A 20,093-nucleotide genomic window follows, 5' to 3' on the forward strand; every position below is an offset into this window, starting at 1 on the left:
CCTCGCGGACGACCCGCTCCCTATGCGAGTGATGCCAATGCGCGCCACGGTGTTGGCAGCGCACGGCTATGCGGCCGTGCTGCCACGGCAAAAGGTTGGTCATGCGTCTAAGGTTGTTGAAAACGATGTGGTATGCGCCGTCGTTGGCGCTGGTGTGGGGGCCGGCATGCCATGTGCAGGCACAGGATGCGGCACTGACGCTGGGCAAGGTGCAGGTGCGCGAACACGCGCAGCGCAGTCCGAGTACGGCGCGCGTGTTGAGCTCGGTGGATGTGATCGGCGGCGAGCTGCTGCACGATCAACACGTGGACTACAGCTGGGAACTGCTGATGCGTGCGCCCGGGGTGCAGGTCACCCAGTTCCGCATGGGCACGGATGCAGGGCGGTTTTCGTTCCGCGGCTTCAATGGCGAGGGGCGCATCAATGCGGTGAAACTGCTGATCGACGGCATTCCCAGCAACGACAATGCCGGCGCCATGCCGTACCTGGATGCCGTGTTTCCGCAGGACATCAGCGCGATCGAGATCGTGCGCGGCACCAACGACGCGCGCTATGGCTTGAACGCCATTGCCGGCAGCGTGGACGTGCTGACCCGTACCGGCGGCAACGATGGCCGCTTGAGCGTGACGGCCGGCAGCTTCGATGCGCGCGAGGTGCAACTCAGCAAAGGTTTCGAGCAGGGCGCATGGAGCCAGAACTATATGCTGGCCTGGCGCGACTCGGACGGCTATCGCGATCATGCCGATGCGCGTAAACGCAGCGTAGCGGGCAAATGGTTTTACACCGACCCGGACGGTGCATTCCGCGCCGGACTCACCACGCGCTATTACGACAACCATGCACTGGAAGCCGGCTATCTGGACGCCGCCACCGCGCGTGCGGCGCCGCGTAGCTCGCCGGACTATGCGCAGAACGACCGCAGCCAGCGCCGCCTGCGTCAGACCGCGTTGCATGCGGACGGCGAGCTCGGTGAGCAGGCGCAATGGAGCGCCAAGGCCTACCAGAACGACTACCGCAATCAGCGCTGGGTGCGGTTTTCTGCTGCCGGCCTGCAGCAGGAACGCGATACCGATGAGACCCATCGCGGGCTGTTGCTGCGTAGCAACTGGCAGCCGGACTGGGGCGCGCTCAATGCCAATCTCGAAGCCGGCGTGGATGCGCAGTGGCAGGAAAATCAGTCGCAGCGGTACCGCACCGTGGCCCGCGTACGCGGTGCGCAGTTGCGCGATTGGGATTACGACCTGCGCACACGTGGTGCGTATGTCCAGGCGGTGCTGACGCCGTTTGCGCGCTTGCAGCTGGTGCCGGGGTATCGCATCGACCGCGTCGATGGGCAGTTGCACGATGTGCTGGCCGGCAGCGTTGCGCCGACCTATGACTACGGCACCATCAAGCAACCCAAGTTCAGCGCGAGCTACCGCGTGGGCGGGCAGAGCAGCGTGTATGCGAACTGGGGGCGCACGTTCCAGATCGGCAGCGGCGATGGTGCCTACCGTCGCCAGTCCGGCGATCTGGGGCCATCGATCAACGACGGTTGGGAGACCGGCTTCAAGTTCGCACCGTCGACCCTGGTGGATGGGCGCCTGGCGTATTGGGAGCAACGCGCATCCGGTGAAGTGGCGACCGTTCTTGGCGTGAATGGCGTGGTGGGCATTGGCGCTGTGGCCAATGTCGGCCGCACGTTGCGGCGCGGTTGGGATGCGCAGCTCAACCTGCAGCCGGCTGAGCACTGGCGCGCATGGGTATCGTATTCGCGGCAGAAGGCCATGATCGCCACCCCCGATCCGAGCGCACCGGCCACGCGCGGCAAGGAGATCGAAAACGTGCCGCACTGGCTGGCGACCGCCGGGCTGGAGTGGCAGCTCAGTTCGGCGGTGCAGTTGAGCGCCTGGGGCAACGCGCAAGGTGATTACTATCTGGAGCGCACCAATACGCTGGGCCGTGCCGGTGGCGATGCCTTGCTCAATCTGGGCGCGCGCTGGAATGTGGATGCGCGCAACGCGCTCAGCCTGCAGCTGCGCAATGTCACCGATCGTGCGTATGTGTACGCCTGGTACGACAGCGGCACCTCCGGCTATTCGCCCGGCGATGGGCGTGCGTTGTCGCTGTCGTGGGATTGGAGCTTCTGATGCATGCAATGACGGACGGCAGTGGCGTCGCCGAGGCACGCCAAGGTAGCCGCTGGCGCTTCTATCGCGCGGTATGGCGCTGGCATTTCTATGCCGGACTGCTGGTGCTGCCTTTCATCATCTGGCTGGCGGTGACCGGGGCCGCGTTCTTGTATCAGGGCGCGATCGATCGCAGCGTGCACCATGATTTGAAGGTGGTGCCGGTAGGCGATACGCGCATGCCTGCACAGCAGTTGGTCGCCGCTGCACAACAGCGCTACGGCGGAAGCTTGTTTGTCTACATTACGCCCAAGCGCGCCGATGCCAGTGCCGAGATCGGGCTGGTAGATGCACATGGGGCGCGGCGGGTGGTCTATGTCGATCCATACCGTGCGCGGGTCTTGGGCGCCTTGCCGGAGCACGGCACGCTGAGCTGGACGATCCGCCGGCTGCACAGCCTGGCGTTGGTCGGGCCATATGCGCGTGGCCTGATCGAAATGGCGGGCGGTTGGGCGATCGTGCTGGTGCTCACCGGTGTGTATCTGTGGTGGCCGCGCGGGCGACGTGGCGTGGTGATCAGTGTGCGTGGCAAGCCGAAACAGCGACTGTTCTGGCGCGACCTGCATGCGGTGACCGGTGCCGGGGGTGGCGCGATCCTGCTATTCCTGGCGCTGACCGGCATGCCGTGGTCGTGGCTCTGGGGTGCGCAGGTCAATCGCTGGGCCAATGGGCATGATTTTGGCTATCCCGCCGGGTTGCGTGTGCAGCAGCCGATGTCGCAACAACGGTTGGCAGACAGTGGTGAGCCGGCGTGGTCGTTGCGGCAGGCGCGCTTGCCGGAGTCTGTGTTGCCTGCACGCCTGGCTGAAGGGGGGGATGAGCCGCTGCATGGCGAGCACGCGAATGGGCTGCAGTTAGGCAACGAGTACTCCGGGCACACGGCGCGCACGGTAGCCCCAGGGCATGCAGACCACGAAGAGCACGAAGAGCACATAGCCCAGTCAGAGCAGTCAGCCCAACACGCGCACTCGGCAGATAGCGCGCATGCTGCCAATGGCGATGCCGGCGGCGTTGCTGGGCCGGGACGGGGAGCGATCGGCCTGGATGCGGCGATTGCGCGCTTCGATGCACGCGGCATCCTGCCGGGATATAGCGTGGCACCGCCGCGTGGTGCGATCGGGGTCTATACCGCGACGGTATATCCGGCCGATCTGCAGCGTCAGCGCGTGATCCATCTGGATCAATACAGCGGCACGGTGCTGCTGGACATGCGTTACCGCGACTACGGGCCGCTGGCCAAGCTGCTGGAATGGGGCATCAACGTGCACCTGGGGCAGCAGTACGGCACTGCCAACCAGTTGATCCTGTTGTTCGCCTGCTTGGCGATTGTGCTGTTGTGCGTCAGCGCGGCGGTGATGTGGTGGAAGCGCCGCCCAAGCGGAGGGCTGGGCGTGCCGCCGTTGCCGGCCGATCCACGGACGCTACGCGGCCTGCTGGTGCTGCTGGTGTTGTGCGGGCTGATCTTCCCGCTGGTCGGCCTGTCGTTCGTGCTGATGTGGGTATTGGATCGTTACTGGATGCAGCGTACGCAAGCGGATGCGGCAGCAGGATGATGGGCGCGCGCCGATGCCGAAGCGCTGATGGCAGTACGTTGCGATCATGACTGGATGCAGCATGCCCAGGCAGACGCCGCACATTCTGATGAACGCGCCCTCGGTACAAGCGCGCATCGCAGTGGGCTGCCGCGGCTAGATATCCTCGTGGATGCCGCACTCCCGCTTCAGGCCAAAGAAGCGCGTGTCTTCCTCGCGCATGCCGGGTTCCCAGCGACGCGTGGTGTGGAAATCGCCGATGGACACGTAGCCTTGTTCCCACAGTGGGTGGTACGGCAGCTCGTGCGCCTGCAGGTACTGCCACACGTCGCGATCGGTCCAGTCGGCGATGGGGCTGATTTTGTAGCGCTCACCGCGCTTCTGCACGATTGGCGTCTGCGCGCGGCCGCCGGATTGGCTGCGGCGCAGGCCGGTGAACCAGGTGCCCACGTTGAGTTCGTCCAAGGCGCGGCGCATCGGTTCGACCTTGCGCAGGTTGTTGTACTGATCGATGCCGACCATGCCTTGTTCCCACAGGCGGCCGTGGCGCGCTTCCATCCAGGCGCGGCTGACCAGCGGGCGATATACCTTGAGATTGAGCTTGAGCCGTTCGGTCAAGGCATCGGCGAAGCGGTAGGTTTCCGGGAACAGGTAGCCGGTGTCGATCAGGATCACCGGGATGTCCGGGCGTTGCTGGCTGAGCAGATGCAGCGTCACTGCCGATTGCGCGCCGAAGCTGGACGACAGCGCCGCGTCCTGCGGGCCGTGCTGCAGCGCCCAGGCCACGCGTTCGTCGGCACGCAGGCCTTCCAGCTGCGCATTGAGCGCGTCCAGATCGTCCAACGCGGAAGAGGTGATTGATGCGGCAGGTAGCGCGGTCATGCGAGCAATTCCAGATCGAGGCGACGGTGCGTGGGGTAAGACGGCAATGCGATCAGGCCGGCGCGGTGGAGGAAATCGCCGAAGCCTTCATCGTTGGCGTGGTCGCGTTCGGCGGCATAGCGCGCCAGCAGCGGTTCCAGTGCGGCCAGGATCTCAGGCTCGGTGATGTTTTCGCGGTACAGCGTGTTGAGCCGCTGGCCGCGGCGGTCGCCACCCAGCATCAGGTTGTAGCGCCCGGGCGCTTTGCCCACCAGCGCGATCTCGGCCAGATACGGGCGCGAGCAGCCATTCGGACAGCCGGATAAACGCAACACGATAGGCGTGTCGGCCAGCCCGTGTTGCTGCAGCAACGGCTGCAATGCAGCGCTGAAATCGGGCAGATAGCGCTCGGCCTCGGCCATCGCCAGGCCGCAGGTGGGCAATGCCACGCAGGCCATCGCGCCGCGCGCCAGGGCGCTGGCAGAGCGATTGCCGGCATCCAGCGCGTACTGCGCAACCAGCGCATCGACGCGTGCACGCTCGCTGGCCGGCACGCCGGCGATCACCAGGTTCTGGTTGGGCGTCATGCGGAATTCGCCGACGTTCAACTGTGCGATCGCACGCAGCCCGCTCAGATGCGTTGCCGTGTCGGTATCGGCAATGCGGCCGGCCGGCAGCGACAGGGTCAGGTGCCACAGCCCGTCTTCGCCTTCCACCCATCCATAGCGGTCGCCGTTGTGCTCGAACGCGAACGGCTGCGCCGGCTGCAGCGCGAAGCCGGCGCGGCGCGCGATCTCGGCCACGATGGTATCCAAGCCATGATCGTCGATGGTGTACTTGAAACGCGCGCGTTTGCGCACTGCACGGTTGCCGAAGTCGCGCTGCGTGGTGACCACCGCAGTGGCGATATCGAGCAACTGATCGCGGGTGACAAAACCAATCACGTTGGCCACGCGCGGCCAGGTCTGCGCATCGCCGTGCGAGGCGCCCATGCCACCACCGATGCTGACGTTGTAGCCGAGCAACCGCCCATCGCGCAGGATCGCGATAAAACCCAGGTCATTGGCGAAGACGTCCACATCGTTGAGCGGCGGCGCGGCGAAACCGATCTTGAATTTACGTGGCAGATAACGGTCGCCATAGATCGGCTCGTCCTCGTTGCCGGAGCCGGACACGCGCTCTTCGTCAAGCCAGATTTCGTAGTACGCCCGCGTGTTGGGCAACAGATGCTCGGAGACGCATGCGGCATCGGCATACAGCGTGGCATGCGCCTGCGACAGCAGCGGGTTCGCGGCCACTTGCACATTGCGATTGACATCGCCGCACGCCGCCAGCGTATCGATCAAGGTGGCATTGATGGCCTGCATGGTGGCCTTCAGTTCGCGCTTGATCACGCCATGGAACTGGAACGCCTGGCGCGTGGTGATGCGCAGCGAATGATTGGCATAGCGGGTGGCGATGCCATCCAATGCCAGCCACTGCGCGGGCGTGATCACCCCGCCCGGGGTGCGCGTGCGGATCATGAACTGATACGCCGGTTCGAGCTTCTGCTGCCGCCGCTCGTCGCGAATGTCGCGGTCGTCCTGCTGGTAGCTGCCGTGGTACTTGATCAGTGTCTGATCATCCTCACGCAGCGCACCGGTCACCGCATCGGCCAGGCTCTGTTCCAGCGACCCACGCAGGCGGCGGCTTTCGGATTTGATGTCTTCGACGGAGTGGCTCATGACGGGATTCGGCATGCGTGATTGGGGATTGGCAGCAACAACGCGCGGGCATTACCCACACAACAGAACGATTGTGGACATCCGCTCCTACGACTCCCCAATCCCGACTCCCCAATCCCTGAATTAATAAACATCCCGCGCATACCGCCCCTCCACCTGGAGTTGGGTGAGATACGCGCTGGCGGCCTCGGCATCCAAGGCGCCGTGGCTGGCGACGATGTCGAGCAGGGCGGCGTGCACGTCCTTGCCCATGCTGGTGGCGCCGCACACATACACATGCGCGCCGCCTTGCAGCCAGGCATAGACCTCGGCGCCGCGCGCACGCAGGCGGTGTTGCACGTAGAGCTTTTCCGCCTGGTCGCGTGAGAACGCCACTTCCAGCGCGTGCAGTTCGCCGCGTTGCAGGGCCAGCTGCCACTCGGCCTGATACAGGAAATCGGTATTGAAATGCTGGGCGCCGAAGAACAACCAGTTGCGGCCATTAGCGCCGGTTTCCGCGCGCTCCTGCACGAAGCCGCGGAACGGCGCCACGCCGGTGCCCGGGCCGATCATCAGGATGTCGCGATCGGCATCGGCCGGCACGCGGAAGCGCGCGTTCGGTTCGATGTAGACCGGGGCGATGTCGCCTTCGGCAAGTGCAGCCAGGAAACCGCTGGCCGACCCCAGATGCGCATGCCCATGCGCCTGGTAGGTGACTTCGTCCACGGTCAGATGCACTTCATCGCCCACGCGCTTGCGGCTGGAGGCAATGGAGTACAGCCGTGGGGTGAGCGGCCGCAGCGCAGCAAGCAGGCCGGCATGGTCCCAATCCGCCGGCCAGCGGCGCAGCACGTCGATCACCTGATGATCGGCGAGCAGCGACGCCAGGCCGGCAGTCTGGGTGGGGGCGAGCAGCGCTTGCAGTTCCTGTGCGCCTGCGCGCTCGGCGTGAGCGGCGAGAAGCGGCCGCGACAGCTTGGTCAGTTCGCGCCGCGTGGCGAGCCAGGCACTCAACGCCAGCGTCTCCTCGCCGACGGTGACCGCAGCATCGCCGTTCAGCTGCAAGGTCTGCAGCACGGCATCCACCAACGCGGGCGGATTGCGATGGCGGATGCCCAGCGCGTCGCCCGGCTCATAGTTCAGGCCGCTGCCGTCCAGCGAAAATTCCAGATGCCGCACGCGCTTGCCGGGCGTGGCATACATGCGAAAGCCAGGACCCTTGAAGTCGCGTCCACTGAGGATCTGAGTGGACAGGAGCTCGGCAGCGAACGGCTGTTGATGCGACCACACCGGCGTCGCCGGGCTGCTGCGCAGCGGTGTGACGGTGGCCGAGTGCGGGCCGCTTTTGAGTTGCTCGCGGGCATGCTTGAGCGCCTGCGTGCGCCAGGGCACGGCAATGCTGTCGATGTCCAGATCGGCTTCGCCACGCGGCTGCACGCGGCTGCCGCCGAGTTCGGCCAGGCGCTCGTCGATACGCCGCGCGACGCCGCAGAAATCGGCATAACTGGAATCGCCCAGGCCCAGTACCGCGTACTTGAGCTCGGGCAGCTTGGGCGCGCGGCGGCCGGTCAGGAATTCGACCAGACCGATGGCATCGTCCGGCGGGTCGCCTTCGCCCTGGGTGCTGATCACCACGTACAGCAGCCGCTCGTTGGCCAGTTCGCGGGTGGGGTAGGTGTCGGCGCGCAGCAAGCGCACGTTCAGGCCCGCGGCTTCGGCATCGGCGGCCAGATGCTCGGCCTCGCGGCGGGCATTGCCGGTCTGGCTGCCGTAGACTACGGTCAGGCGCTGACTTTCCTGGGCGATTGCGTGTGCGTGTCCACCAGGCAACACTGCCAGCGAGCGCGGCGGCCGGCCCTGCGCCAGCCCGGCGGTGTAACCGGACAGCCACCACAGCGCTGCGGTGTCCAGACCGTCGACCAACCGGTCCAGCAGCGCCTTGCGTTCGTCGGGCAAGGGGCTGGGCGGTAGCGCGGAACTGGCGGCGGTCATTCGGATCCAGTGGCTTGGATGAGAGAGGCGATGTTAGGGAAGCGTTGCGCCCACCTGAAAGGAACAGCCGTTATCGCGTTATGCCGGCCGCTTATTTCGTCCAGTCATCGGCGCAGCACACACTGCAACGCCTTGCCCTAACCATCGGCTGGTCTGCCTGCCGACACCCACGATAGTCCGATGACCCTGCCGCCGCTGTCCCATCTCGACCGGCTCGAAGCCGAAAGCATCCATATCCTGCGCGAAGTCGCTGCCGAATTCCGGGCTCCGGTGATGCTGTATTCGGTGGGCAAGGACAGCTCGGTGCTGCTGCATCTGCTGCTCAAGGCATTTGCGCCGTCGCGGCCGCCGATCCCGTTGCTGCACATCGACACACGCTGGAAGTTCCGCGAAATGATCGCCTTCCGCGACCGCCGTGCGGCCGAAACCGGGGTGGATCTGCGTGTGCACATCAATCCTGATGGCGTCGCCCAAGACGTCAGCCCGATCAGCCACGGCGCCGCCGTGCATACCGACATCATGAAGACCCAGGGTCTGAAACAGGCGTTGGAGCAGGGCGGCTTCGATGCGGCCATTGGCGGAGCGCGCCGCGACGAAGAGAAATCGCGCGCCAAGGAGCGTGTGTTCTCGTTCCGCAATGCACGCCATCGCTGGGACCCGAAGAACCAGCGCCCGGAACTGTGGAATCTCTACAACGCGCGCACCAAGCCCGGCGAAAGCGTGCGCGTGTTCCCGCTCTCCAACTGGACCGAGCTGGATGTCTGGCTGTACATCTATCGCGAAAAAATTCCGGTGGTGCCGCTGTACTTTGCCGCCCCTCGCCCGGTGGTGGCACGCGACGGTGCCTGGATCATGGTCGACGACGCGCGTTTGCCGTTGCATCCAGGCGAAACCCCGCAATTGCGTTCGGTGCGCTTCCGCACGCTGGGCTGCTACCCGCTCACCGGTGCGATCGAATCCAGTGCCGACACGCTGGAAGCGGTCATCGCCGAAATGCTGGTCAGCACCAGCTCCGAGCGCCAAGGCCGCATGATCGATCACGCACCGGGCGCATCAATGGAACAGAAAAAGGTTGAGGGGTATTTTTGATGGGCAGTGATTCGGGAGTCGGCATTCGGGATTCGCAGGAGCAATTCGCGGCGAGCGGAAAGATCGACGGGAGCGCTCTGGCGAATCCCCACTCCCCACTCCTCACTCCGGGCACCATTGGTGCCTACCTCCAGCAGCACGAATCCAAGCCCTTACTGCGCTTCATCACCTGCGGTAGCGTGGACGATGGCAAGAGCACCTTGATCGGGCGGTTGCTGTACGACAGCAAGCGCTTGTTCGACGATCAGCTTGCGGCGCTGGAAAGCGATAGCCGCCGGCATGGCACGCAGGGCGAGAGCATCGATTACGCGTTGTTGATGGATGGGCTGGCGGCCGAGCGGGAGCAGGGCATCACCATCGATGTGGCCTACCGCTATTTCGATACCGACCGGCGCAAATTCATCGTGGCCGATTGCCCCGGGCACGAGCAGTACACGCGCAATATGGCCACCGGTGCGTCGACTGCCGATGTGGCGGTGGTGCTGGTGGATGCGCGCAAGGGCTTGTTGGCGCAGACCCGTCGGCACAGCTATATCGTGTCGTTGCTCGGCATCCGCCATGTGGTGCTGGCGGTCAACAAGATGGATCTGGTGGACTACGACGCGCAGGTGTTCGCCGACATTGCACAAGGCTACGCCGCGCTCGCCGCGCAGCTGGGCATCGCCGATGTGCAGTGCATTCCGCTATCGGCGCTGGCGGGCGAGAATCTGTCCAGCGCTTCGACTCGGATGCCTTGGTACAGCGGCCCGCATCTGCTGCAGCATCTGGACACCGTGCAGCTCGAACCGCCGGAGGCAGGTAGCGGCCTGCGTCTGCCGGTGCAGTGGGTCAATCGCCCCAACGCGCAGTTCCGTGGCTATGCAGGCACGATCGCTGCCGGCCAGGTGCAGGTGGGCGATGCAGTAGTGGTGGTGCCGTCCGGGCGCCGTACGCAGGTGGCACGCGTGCTCGATGCCAACGGCGAGGTGGACAGCGCTCGCGCCGGGCAGGCAGTGACGCTGACCTTGCGCAATGAGATCGACATCAGCCGTGGCGACATCATCGCCGCTGTCGACGATCCGCCCGAAGTGGCGGACCAGTTCGCTGGGCATCTGCTGTGGATGGACGATGCCGCGCTGCTGCCCGGGCGCCCGTATTGGCTCAAGATCGGCACCCGCACGGTCACTGCAAGCATCAGCGAGATCAAGCACAAGGTCGATGTGAACACGCAGGAGCGGCTGGCCGCCAAACGGCTGGAGCTTAACGAAGTGGGTTACTGCAATCTGGCGCTGGACGAACCCATCGCGTTCTCGCCCTACGCACGCAACCGCGTGCTCGGCGGTTTCATCCTGATCGACCGCCAGAGCAATGCCACGGTGGCTGCCGGCACGCTGGAATTCGCCTTGCGCCGCGCCGGCAACGTGCACTGGCAACATCTGGACGTGGACCGCAGCGCACGTGCGCGCATCAAGGGCCAGGCGCCGCGCGTGCTGTGGTTCACCGGCCTGTCGGGTGCAGGCAAGTCCACCGTTGCCAACCTGGTCGACAAGCGCCTGCACGCCCTGGGCTATCACACCTTCATCCTGGACGGCGACAACGTGCGCCACGGGCTCAACCGCGATCTGGGCTTCACCGACGAAGATCGCGTGGAGAATATTCGCCGCGTAGCGGAGGTGGCACGTTTGATGGCCGATGCCGGCCTGATCGTGCTGGTGAGTTTCATTTCGCCGTTCCGTGCCGAGCGGCAGCTGGCACGTGAGCGCTTCGATCAGGGCGAGTTTGTCGAAGTGTTCGTAGACGTGCCGCTGGCGGTTGCCGAATCACGCGACGTGAAGGGGCTGTACCGCAAGGCGCGTGCCGGGCAGATTCCCAATTTCACCGGCATCGACTCGCCGTACGAGGCGCCCGAAACGCCGGAGATCCATCTTCACGCCGATGGTGAGAATGTAGAGGCACTGGCGCGCCACGTGCTCGAGTATTTGGGTCTGGAACGCTAACAGCGGCTACTACGGCAGCGCAGGCGGTCGTCAGGTGAGCGCGGTCAGTGTGCACACTGGCGGTGTATGAACCCATACATGCAGTCAAGGCGCACCGGCTGCGCCCGAGTGACGGAGGTGCAGCAACGTCATAGTCGCGCTGGCCAGCCCATGGCGGTCTCAAGAGTCAAGTGCAACACCTCGAGAGACCTGCTGTTAGCGCAACGTATGGACGGACAGCCCAGCAGGCCATTGATTGTGCAAAAGTTACGTGAGCCAGTGTTTTGACAGAAAACGCGGGTCTGCAGTGGAGAAAAGTGTTGCACTTGGAACTTGAGTCGGCCCATGTGCCAAGGGCGGCAAGGGTCTTTGGTCATGGTGCAAAGCGCGTCCTTTCTGTCAATTCATGGCGGCTAGGTCGGTAAACTTTCGACGTACCCCGCCAGGATGTTCTGATGCTTGTTCTGCCCAGCGCGCGCGTCTGCGCCGCGCTCTTGTTGGCCGCTGTCCTGGCCGGTTGTAGCCGTCAGGCCAGCACGCCAGCCGCTGCCAAACCCATTCCGGTCTCTATGCAGGCGGTGACCACCCAACCCTGGAACTCGACCGTGCAGTCGATCGCCACGGTGCGTGCGCGCGAATCGGTGGCGCTCACCGCTGCGGTCAGCGATGTGGTGGAGCAGGTGTATTTCGACAGCGGCGACGAGGTCAAGGCCGGGCAATTGCTGCTGCGTTTGCGCGGCAATTCGCAACAGGCGGCACTGACCGCCGCACAGGCCACCTTCGAAGAAACCGACCAGTTGTATCGCCGGCAGTCGAGTCTGGTTGGCCAGCAACTGGTGGCCAAATCCACCGTGGATACGCAGCGTGCGCTACGCGATGCCGCGCAGGCGCGTGTGCAGCAGATGCGCGCGGAAATCACCGACCGCGAGGTGCGCGCCCCGTTTTCCGGCGTACTCGGCATTCGCCAGATCAGTCCTGGCGCGTTGATCACCTCCAGCACGGTGATCGCCACATTGGACGATGTGGCGCGCATGTACGTGGATTTCCAGGTGCCAGAATCGCAATTCGGCCTAGTGCAGGTCGGCAATTCGGTCAGCGGCAGCGCAGCGGCCTATCCCGGCGCGCAGTTCGAAGGCGAAGTGGTGACCATCGATTCGCGGATCGACGAGACCACGCGCTCGGTGACGGTACGCGCGGATTTCCCCAACGACGATCGCCGGCTGCGGCCAGGCATGCTGCTGGATGTGCGGCTGTTCCAGCCGGCGCGGCAGGCGGTGGTGATCCCGGAAATTGCGGTGGTGCAGGTGGGGCGCGAGTCGTATGTGTTCCGGGTCAAGCCCGATAGCAGCGTGGAGCGCGCCGATGTGCGCGTGGGCGAGCGGCGCGATGGCAAGGTGGAAATTCTCGAAGGCGTCAAAGCCGGTGAGCGTATCGTGGTGGATGGCACCGGCAAGCTGCGTGTGGGCTTGAAGGTCGTGGACCAGGCACCGCCTGCGTCGACCCGCCCGCAGGCGGCAGCACAATGAAACTCTCCGACCTGTCGATCACCCGCCCGGTGATGGCGGTGGTGATGAGTTTGCTGCTGATCGTGCTGGGGGTGATGTCGTTCACCCGCCTCACCCTGCGCGAGTTGCCGGCGATCGACCCGCCCATCGTCTCGGTGAATGTGGAATACACCGGTGCCTCGGCGGCAGTGGTGGAAAGCCGCATCACCCAGGTACTGGAAGACGGGCTGGCCGGCATCGAGGGCATTTCCACCATTGAAGCGCACAGCCGCAATGGCTCCTCCGATATCAGCATCGAATTCGTGCAATCGCGCGATGTGGAAGCGGCCGCCAACGATGTGCGCGACGCGGTCAGCCGCGTGTCCGACCGCATGCCCGACCAGGCGCGCGCGCCGGAGATTTCCAAGGTCGAAGCCGACGCCGACCCCATCCTGTGGCTCAACATGAGCTCCAGCACCATGGACACGCTGCAGCTGTCCGACTATGCCGAGCGCTATGTCGTCGACCGCTTTTCCAGCCTGGATGGCGTGGCGCAGGTGCGGATCGGCGGACGCCAGCGCTATGCAATGCGCATCTGGCTGGACCGCGACCAACTGGCCGCACGCGACCTCACTGTCGCCGATGTGGAAGCGGCGCTGCAGAACGAAAATGTGGAAGTGCCTGCCGGCAGTATCGAATCGGCGCAGCGCGATTTCACCTTGCGCGTGGAGCGCAGTTATCTCAAGCCCGAAGACTTCGCCAAGCTGCCCTTGAACAAGGGCGAGGGCGGTTACGTGGTGCGTCTGGGCGACGTGGCCAGGGTCGAGCTGAGCTCGGCCGAGCGGCGCGCGTATTTCCAGAGTAACGGCGTGCCGAATGTGGGCCTGGGCATCGTGCGTAACTCCACCGCCAACGCGCTGGATGTGGCCCGCAAAGCACGCGCGCGCGCTATAGAAGTGCAGAAGTCGCTGCCGCAGGGCACGAATATTTTCGTCGCCTTCGACACCACCACCTTCATCGACGCCGCGGTGGAGCGCGTTTATCACACGCTGGTGGAAGCGGTGGTCCTGGTGCTGGTGGTGATCTGGGTGTTTCTGGGTAGCGCGCGCGCCGCATTGATCCCCGCGGTGACGGTGCCGGTGTGCCTGATCGCCTCCTTTATCGCGCTGTATGCGTTCGATTTTTCGATCAACCTGCTCACCTTGCTGGCGTTGGTGCTGTGTATCGGCTTGGTGGTGGACGACGCCATCGTGGTGGTGGAAAACATCCAGCGCCGCATCGATCTGGGCGAGCCGCCGCTGGTGGCCGCCAAGCGTGGTACCGGGCAGGTGGCGTTTGCGGTGATTGCGACCACCGCGGTGCTGGTGGCGGTCTTTGTGCCGGTCGGTTTTCTGCAAGGCAATACCGGGCGGCTGTTCCGTGAGCTGGCGGTGGCGCTGGCGGCGGCGGTGGCGATCTCGGCCTTCGTGGCGCTGACGTTGACGCCTATGATGTCGTCCAAGTTGTTGCGCGCGCATGGGCAGGCCAAACCCAATCGCTTTCACCAATGGTTCGATGGGCGCATGCAGGCGGTGTCCGGTGCGTATGGGCGCTCGCTGGAGCGGCATGTGCACCGCACCTGGGTCTTTGCGCTGCTGATGCTGTTGGCGCTGGGCGCCAGCGCATGGCTGATGGGCCGCATTCCTTCCGAAGTGGCGCCGGCCGAGGACCGCGGCAATTTCCAGATCATGATCGACGGCCCGGAAGGTGCCGGCTTCGATTACACGGTGGGGCAGATGCATCAGGTGGAAGACATCCTGCGCCCCTTCGTGGGCCCGGACAAACCCATCGTGCGCGCCAACCCGCGCGTGCCCGGCAGCTTCGGCAGCAGCGAGGAAATGCACACCGGCCGGGTCAGCGTGTTCTTGCAGGATTGGGAAAAGCGCACCCGCCCCACTACCGAAGTGGCCGATGAGGTGCAGCAGAAACTCAATGTGCTCAGCGGCGTGCGTGCACGCACGCAGGTGAGCGGAGGCCTGGTGCGTCGCCGTGGGCAACCGTTCCAGCTGGTGCTGGGCGGGCCGGATTACGCGGAGATTGCGCAGTGGCGCGATCGCATCCTGCAGCGCATGGAAGCCAACCCCGGCCTGGTCGGCCCCGACTCCGATTACAAGGAAACCCGCCCGCAGATGCGCGTCAATATTGATCGCGTGCGCGCGGCCGATCTCGGCGTGCCGGTAACTGCGATTGGCGGCGCGCTGGAAGCATTGATGGGCTCACGCCGCGTCACCACCTTCGTCGACAACGGCGAGGAGTACGACGTGATGCTGCAGGCCGGGCGCGAAGGCCGCATGTCGCCGGAAGATCTCACCGCGATCCGCGTGCGCTCCAACCGTGGCGAGCTGATTCCGCTTTCCAATCTGGTGACTTTGAGCGAAGTCGCCGAAGCCGGCACCTTGAACCGCTTCAATCGCCTGCGTGCAATCACGATCACGGCGGGCCTGGCACCAGGTTATCCACTCGGCGATGCCATCGCCTGGGCGCAGCAGGCGGCGCAGGAAGAACTACCCGAATACGCGCAAGTGGACTGGAAGGGCGAATCGCGCGAATACCAGCAATCCGGCAGTGCGGTGTTGTTGACCTTCGGCATGGCGCTGCTGGTGGTGTATCTGGTGCTGGCCGCGCAGTTCGAAAGTTTTGCGCACCCGTTGGTGATCATGCTCACGGTGCCGTTGGCGGTGCTGGGCGCGCTGGTGGGCTTGTGGCTGACCGGTGGCACGCTCAACCTGTTCAGTCAGATCGGCATCGTGATGCTGGTGGGCCTGGCAGCCAAGAACGGCATTCTGATTGTGGAATTCGCCAACCAATTGCGCGACGAGGGCCGCAGCGTGCATGCGGCGATCGTGGCGTCGGCCTCGGTGCGTTTGCGCCCGATCCTGATGACCTCGATTGCCACGGTGGTCGGCGCGATTCCGCTGGTGGTGGCCGGCGGGCCCGGCTCGGCCAGCCGCGCCACGATTGGCGTGGTGGTGATCTTCGGCGTCTCGCTGTCCACGGTGTTGTCGCTGTACGTGGTGCCGGCGTTTTACAGCCTGATCGCCCCGTACACCAGGTCGCCTGAAGCGGTGGCACGCCAGCTGGAAACCCTGGACGCGCAGACACCCTCAGTGGGCGGACATGCGTGAAGGATGCCGGGCGTAGCTGCTGCCGGTGTTCGCCGATGCGGGGATGGCGCAAGGCCATCGATGCCGGCGGCCAGCATGTGCATTCGAACGCCTGACCGTCCGGAAGCGCGCTGCGCTGCGCAATACCCGCGGTGCGCAGCGGATGCCGAGCGGTGCAATACGTCTCATAAGGCGGTGCACAGGTGGCCGTCGCTGCGAACCTCGTGACGTGCCGAGCCAAGACAGGCGTGCGTTGTGGCCGCGGTTGCCCGCGCGGCGCAGCGTTGGTTCGGTCTGGTCGCCAACCAATGACCCATGACAGTCATGGATGAATATGGTGGACTTCGACGATTGCCATTGTCGGAGTTGTCGATGCGTCGTTTCGCCTGCCTGCTTGTTTCTTCCCTGCTTGCCTTGTGCTGCGGAACAGCGCTGGCGCAATCGTCCGGCGAACCGGTTCCCAATGGTCGCCTACCGACCTGGGCGGTACCGGAGCGTTACAGCCTCGCGCTCAAGATCGACCCGGAGCAAACCCAATTCAGCGGCCGCACCACCATCCGCGTGCAGCTCAAGCAGGCGTCCGACCATCTCTGGCTGCACGGCAAGGAGTTGCAGGTCAGCAAGGTCACGGTCAAGCCCGACAAGGGCAAGGCGTTGACCGCAGGCTACGTGGAAGCCGATGCGCAGACCGGTGTGGCGCGGCTGGATTTCGGCCGCACGCTCAAGCCGCAGACGCTCACCGTGGAGATCGCCTATAGCGCGCCGCTCAACCAGCAGCTGCAGGGCCTGTACCAGGTGAAATACCAGGGCAAGGCGTATGCGATGACGCAGATGGAACCGATCAGTGCGCGCTACGCGTTCCCGGGTTTCGACGAGCCTGCGTTCAAGACGCCGTTCAACCTCAGCCTGACCGTGCCCAGCCACGATCAGGCGTTGGCCAATACCATCGCCATCTCGACCAAGCCGGCCGGCAAGGGCTGGAAGACGGTGACCTTCGCCCCGACCGTGCCGCTGCCGACGTATTTGGTGGCCTACGCTGCCGGCCCATGGGACGTGGTGGATGTGGCGCCAATGCCGGCCACCCCGCAGCGCCCCAACGCCACGCCGTTGCGCGGCATTGCCGCCAAGGGCCAGGGCCCGCGCATCACGCCTGCACTGGACCAAACCCCGGCCATCATCGCCGCGCTGGAGGACTACTACGCGTTCTGCTATCCGTTCGACAAGCTCGATCTGGTCGCCGCACCGGACTTCAGCGCCGGCGCGATGGAAAACCCAGGGTTTGTGACCTTCCGCGATTGGCTGCTGTTGCTGGACAAGGATTCGCCGGCCGAGAACGTGCAGCGCTCCTTCAACGTCAACGCGCACGAACTGGCGCATCAGTGGACCGGCGATGCCGTGACCATGGAATGGTGGGATGACCTGTGGCTCAACGAAGCATTCGCCACCTGGATGCAGCAGAAGATCACCATGCAGCTGCATCCGGAATACAACGCCAATCTGGACCGTATCAGCGGTGCGCAGCATGCGATGGAGAACGACAGCCTGGTGAGCGCACGCAAGATTCGCCAGCCGATCACCGGCAATGGCGATATCGAAACCGCGTTCGACGGCATCACCTACCAGAAGGGTGCGGCGGTGCTGGCGATGTTCGAAGCCTTCGTCGGTGAAGACGTGTTCCGCGAGGGCATGCGCGCGTATATCGCCAAGCACACGTTCGGCAACGCCACCGCCGACGATCTGGTCGATGCGATCGCCGAGGCGGCGGGCAAGGGCAACGATTTCAAGGCCGCCTTCCGCAGCTTCCTCAACCAGCCGGGCGTGCCGTATCTGCAGACCGAGGTTGCCCGCGAGGGCGGCAAGACCGTGGTGAAACTGCAGCAGCAGCGCTATCTGCCGCTGGGGTCCACTGGCTCCACCGCGCAGCAATGGGGCGTGCCGGTATGCGTGAAGTACGGCAAGGGCGAGAAGCAGGTCGGTACCGCCTGCAAGTTGCTCGAAGACGGCAGTGGCAGCATCGTGCTGGAAGGCGCCGGCAAGAACACCTGGGTGTTCCCGAATGCGCGTGGCGCGGGCTATTACCGCTTCTCGCTGCCCAAGACGCAGCTCGCTGCATTGGGCAGGCAGGTCGGCCAGTTGGACGATAACGAACAGCTCGCCTACGCCGATGCGATCAATGCGGCGTACCGTCACGGCGATGCTGACAACGCGGCTGTGCTCGCGGCGATCACGCAGCTGGCGCCGTCGAAATCGGCCGATGTCTCTACCGCGCTGGTGGATCGCTTCGTGTGGATCTGGCGCTACCAGGCCACCACCGAGGCGCAGCGCGGCGCATTGCGCAAGGCTGCCGAACAGGCGTATCTGCCGCGTTTGCGTGCACTGGGTTACACGCGGCGCAGCGGCGAGTCGGTCGACGACACCGCACTGCGTGCGTCGCTGGCCGGCCTGTTCGCGCTGCGTCTGCAGAACGCAGAGGTACGCAAGGCACTGCTCGCACAAGGCGATGCGGTACTGGCTGGCGGCAACGGCGCACTGGATTTCTCCGCCGCTAACCCGGACCTGCTGGGCACCGCGCTGGCAGTGACCATGCAAGAACGCGGCGCACCGGCAGTGCAGACGCTAATCGATGCACTGCGCACGCATGCCGACCCAGCCCAGCGCAACGCCATGATCGCCGCACTGGGCGCGGTGCAGGATCCGGCGCTGCTGAAGCAGGTGCGTGATTTCGCATTGACCGATGCGATCAAGGTAGGCGAAATGAAAAGCCTGCTGATGCGCGGACACAGTTACCAGAGCTCGCACGATTCGATGTGGACCTGGTTCACCGCCAATTTCGAGCGCATCGTGCAGCGCAGCGGCTCGTTCGATGGTGGCGGCTTGCCGGCGCTGGGTGCGTCCGGGGGCTGCAGCGTGGAAGACGCCGATCGCCTGGATGCGTTCTTCAAGCCACGCCTGGCCAAGCTCAGTGGCGCCGACCGTGGCCTGGCGCAGACCGGCGAAGCGATTCGCTTGTGCGCGGCGCTACAGCAGGCGCACAAGCGTTAAAGACCATACAGTCCGGTGGTTCCGCACGGTCCCACCGCAGTGGCGTGAGCGACTCGGGATCCTCGCTCCTCATTGAGGTTCGTTCTCCTGCATCGGCCGCAGGCGACAGCGCTACACGCGCTGCTGTGGCACTGACGCCACAACAGCGTGCCAGGTTGGAGTGAGTGCTTTTGCATGCCGAGCCGATTCTGGCGAAGGCCGCCACCGGCGATGCAGCAAGCGGCACAGGTAGCGCACCGCACGACCTTCGGCGTTCGCCGGCCCTCAGTTTTTCTGCGGGCGCGAAATTACGCCTTAGTAGGAGATGGTTGCCGTGGTGGAGGTCGTGTCCAGCTGATAGTTGCATTGCACATCCAGGCCGGAGTTATCGATGATCTCCTGCCACGGCGGCGACCTGGACCTGCCTCATCCGGTAGTCGTATACGGCCACCCCGGTGAACGTGATATTGCCGCTTGCAGGATACTCGTCACAACTGTCCACCGAGTACACCTCCAGCGCGCCCGCCATGATCTGGGTCAGATCGCCATCGGAGGTGGTGCTGAGTCTTACGCTGCGTCCGCTGGTGACATTGCGGGTATCGATGTTCCAGCTTGAGCAGACGCTGCCGGCAGCACATGTCGCATAGACGTCCCCGTTGATATCGTCGCCGCTCTTGGCCGGAATGAAATCGCTATGCCAGACGACGCCGTCCGTGCAGCAGTTCCAACTGCTCAGGTCCGAGCTGTTGCTGTTGCCGCGGTAGCCCAGCACCGGTTGCAGAATGACAGGCGTATCGCATTTGCAATGCCGGACCTGATTAGCACGATCTTTCAGCACAGTCGCAGCCAGTGAGAGCCGACCGGTCGATGGTAGGACCGTCGCTCCACCGAGACCAGATCATGGCCATGAATCGTGTGCAGTTCCAAGCCGGGCTGTCGTTGCCGGCGTTCCTCAAGCGCTATGGCAACGCGCAGCAGTGCGAGCAGGCGTTGGAGATCTCGCGCTGGCCACAGGGCTTTGTTTGTCCGCGTTGCGCCGCTACCGCGCACAGTCGATTCCAGCGTCACGGCACCACGTACTGGCAGTGCACGGCCTGCTATCGCCAGACCAGCCTGCGCTCGGGCACGGTGATGGACAACAGCAA

11 protein-coding genes and 1 pseudogene are annotated in these 20,093 nt (G+C 64.7%); 8 read left to right on the forward strand and 4 right to left on the reverse strand.

Going from position 1 to position 20,093, the window contains the following annotated elements; genetic code table 11:
- The first annotated feature begins 125 nt into the window (after positions 1–125).
- Together WJW29_RS13595 and WJW29_RS13600 are read left to right on the forward strand one after the other, a co-directional pair.
- On the forward strand, positions 126–2,129 hold the full coding sequence (locus WJW29_RS13595) for a TonB-dependent receptor (RefSeq protein WP_041182223.1): 2,004 nt from the start codon (positions 126–128) through the stop codon (positions 2,127–2,129).
- Positions 2,129–3,721 (forward strand): PepSY domain-containing protein, encoded by a 1,593-nt coding sequence (locus WJW29_RS13600; RefSeq protein ID WP_041182222.1) that lies wholly within the window; start codon positions 2,129–2,131, stop codon positions 3,719–3,721. Before WJW29_RS13595 ends, WJW29_RS13600 begins: the two co-directional genes overlap by 1 nt.
- A gap of 135 nt (positions 3,722–3,856) precedes the next feature.
- Here the strand turns inward: WJW29_RS13600 and WJW29_RS13605 are convergent, their stop codons facing one another.
- From WJW29_RS13605 to WJW29_RS13615, 3 genes are all read right to left on the reverse strand, one after another.
- Positions 3,857–4,582, reverse strand: coding sequence for a phosphoadenylyl-sulfate reductase (locus WJW29_RS13605; protein WP_011259873.1), 726 nt, complete (start codon positions 4,580–4,582; stop codon positions 3,857–3,859).
- A complete protein-coding gene (gene cysI, locus WJW29_RS13610) occupies positions 4,579–6,300 on the reverse strand; it encodes an assimilatory sulfite reductase (NADPH) hemoprotein subunit (RefSeq protein WP_011409143.1) in 1,722 nt (573 codons plus the stop codon). The genes WJW29_RS13605 and cysI overlap by 4 nt, the downstream gene beginning before the upstream one ends.
- Positions 6,301–6,408: 108 nt before the next feature.
- Positions 6,409–8,256 carry an assimilatory sulfite reductase (NADPH) flavoprotein subunit gene (locus tag WJW29_RS13615; protein ID WP_011409142.1) on the reverse strand — a complete coding sequence of 616 codons (1,848 nt, stop codon included), beginning with the start codon at positions 8,254–8,256 and terminating at the stop codon, positions 6,409–6,411.
- A 180-nt stretch (positions 8,257–8,436) separates the two neighbouring features.
- On the opposite strand from WJW29_RS13615, the gene cysD reads away from it, so the two are divergent.
- The 5 genes from cysD to WJW29_RS13640 all read left to right on the forward strand — a co-directional run bounded on the left by cysD (position 8,437) and on the right by WJW29_RS13640 (position 18,969).
- Positions 8,437–9,345, forward strand: a complete 909-nt coding sequence (gene cysD / locus WJW29_RS13620) for a sulfate adenylyltransferase subunit CysD (protein ID WP_011259870.1) — start codon at positions 8,437–8,439, stop codon at positions 9,343–9,345.
- Positions 9,346–9,407: 62 nt separating this feature from the next.
- Entirely contained in the window at positions 9,408–11,321 is a 1,914-nt protein-coding gene (gene cysN, locus WJW29_RS13625) for a sulfate adenylyltransferase subunit CysN (protein WP_027704223.1), read from the forward strand.
- A gap of 434 nt (positions 11,322–11,755) precedes the next feature.
- A complete protein-coding gene (locus tag WJW29_RS13630; RefSeq protein ID WP_011409140.1) occupies positions 11,756–12,826 on the forward strand; it encodes an efflux RND transporter periplasmic adaptor subunit in 1,071 nt (356 codons plus the stop codon).
- Complete coding sequence (locus tag WJW29_RS13635; RefSeq protein ID WP_011259867.1) at positions 12,823–15,948, forward strand: efflux RND transporter permease subunit; 3,126 nt, start codon at positions 12,823–12,825, stop codon at positions 15,946–15,948. The genes WJW29_RS13630 and WJW29_RS13635 overlap by 4 nt, the downstream gene beginning before the upstream one ends.
- 351 nt (positions 15,949–16,299) lie before the next feature.
- Entirely contained in the window at positions 16,300–18,969 is a 2,670-nt protein-coding gene (locus WJW29_RS13640) for a M1 family metallopeptidase (protein ID WP_041182221.1), read from the forward strand.
- 294 nt (positions 18,970–19,263) lie between these two features.
- Here the strand turns inward: WJW29_RS13640 and WJW29_RS13645 are convergent.
- Positions 19,264–19,744, reverse strand: a pseudogene (locus WJW29_RS13645) (hypothetical protein); the annotation flags it as partial.
- 104 nt (positions 19,745–19,848) lie between these two features.
- Between WJW29_RS13645 and WJW29_RS13650 the strand changes: the two are divergent.
- On the forward strand, positions 19,849–20,093 hold a 245-nt coding region (locus WJW29_RS13650; RefSeq protein WP_143704106.1), incomplete at its 3' end, for a transposase.

Source organism: Xanthomonas sp. JL1, assembly GCF_038405005.1.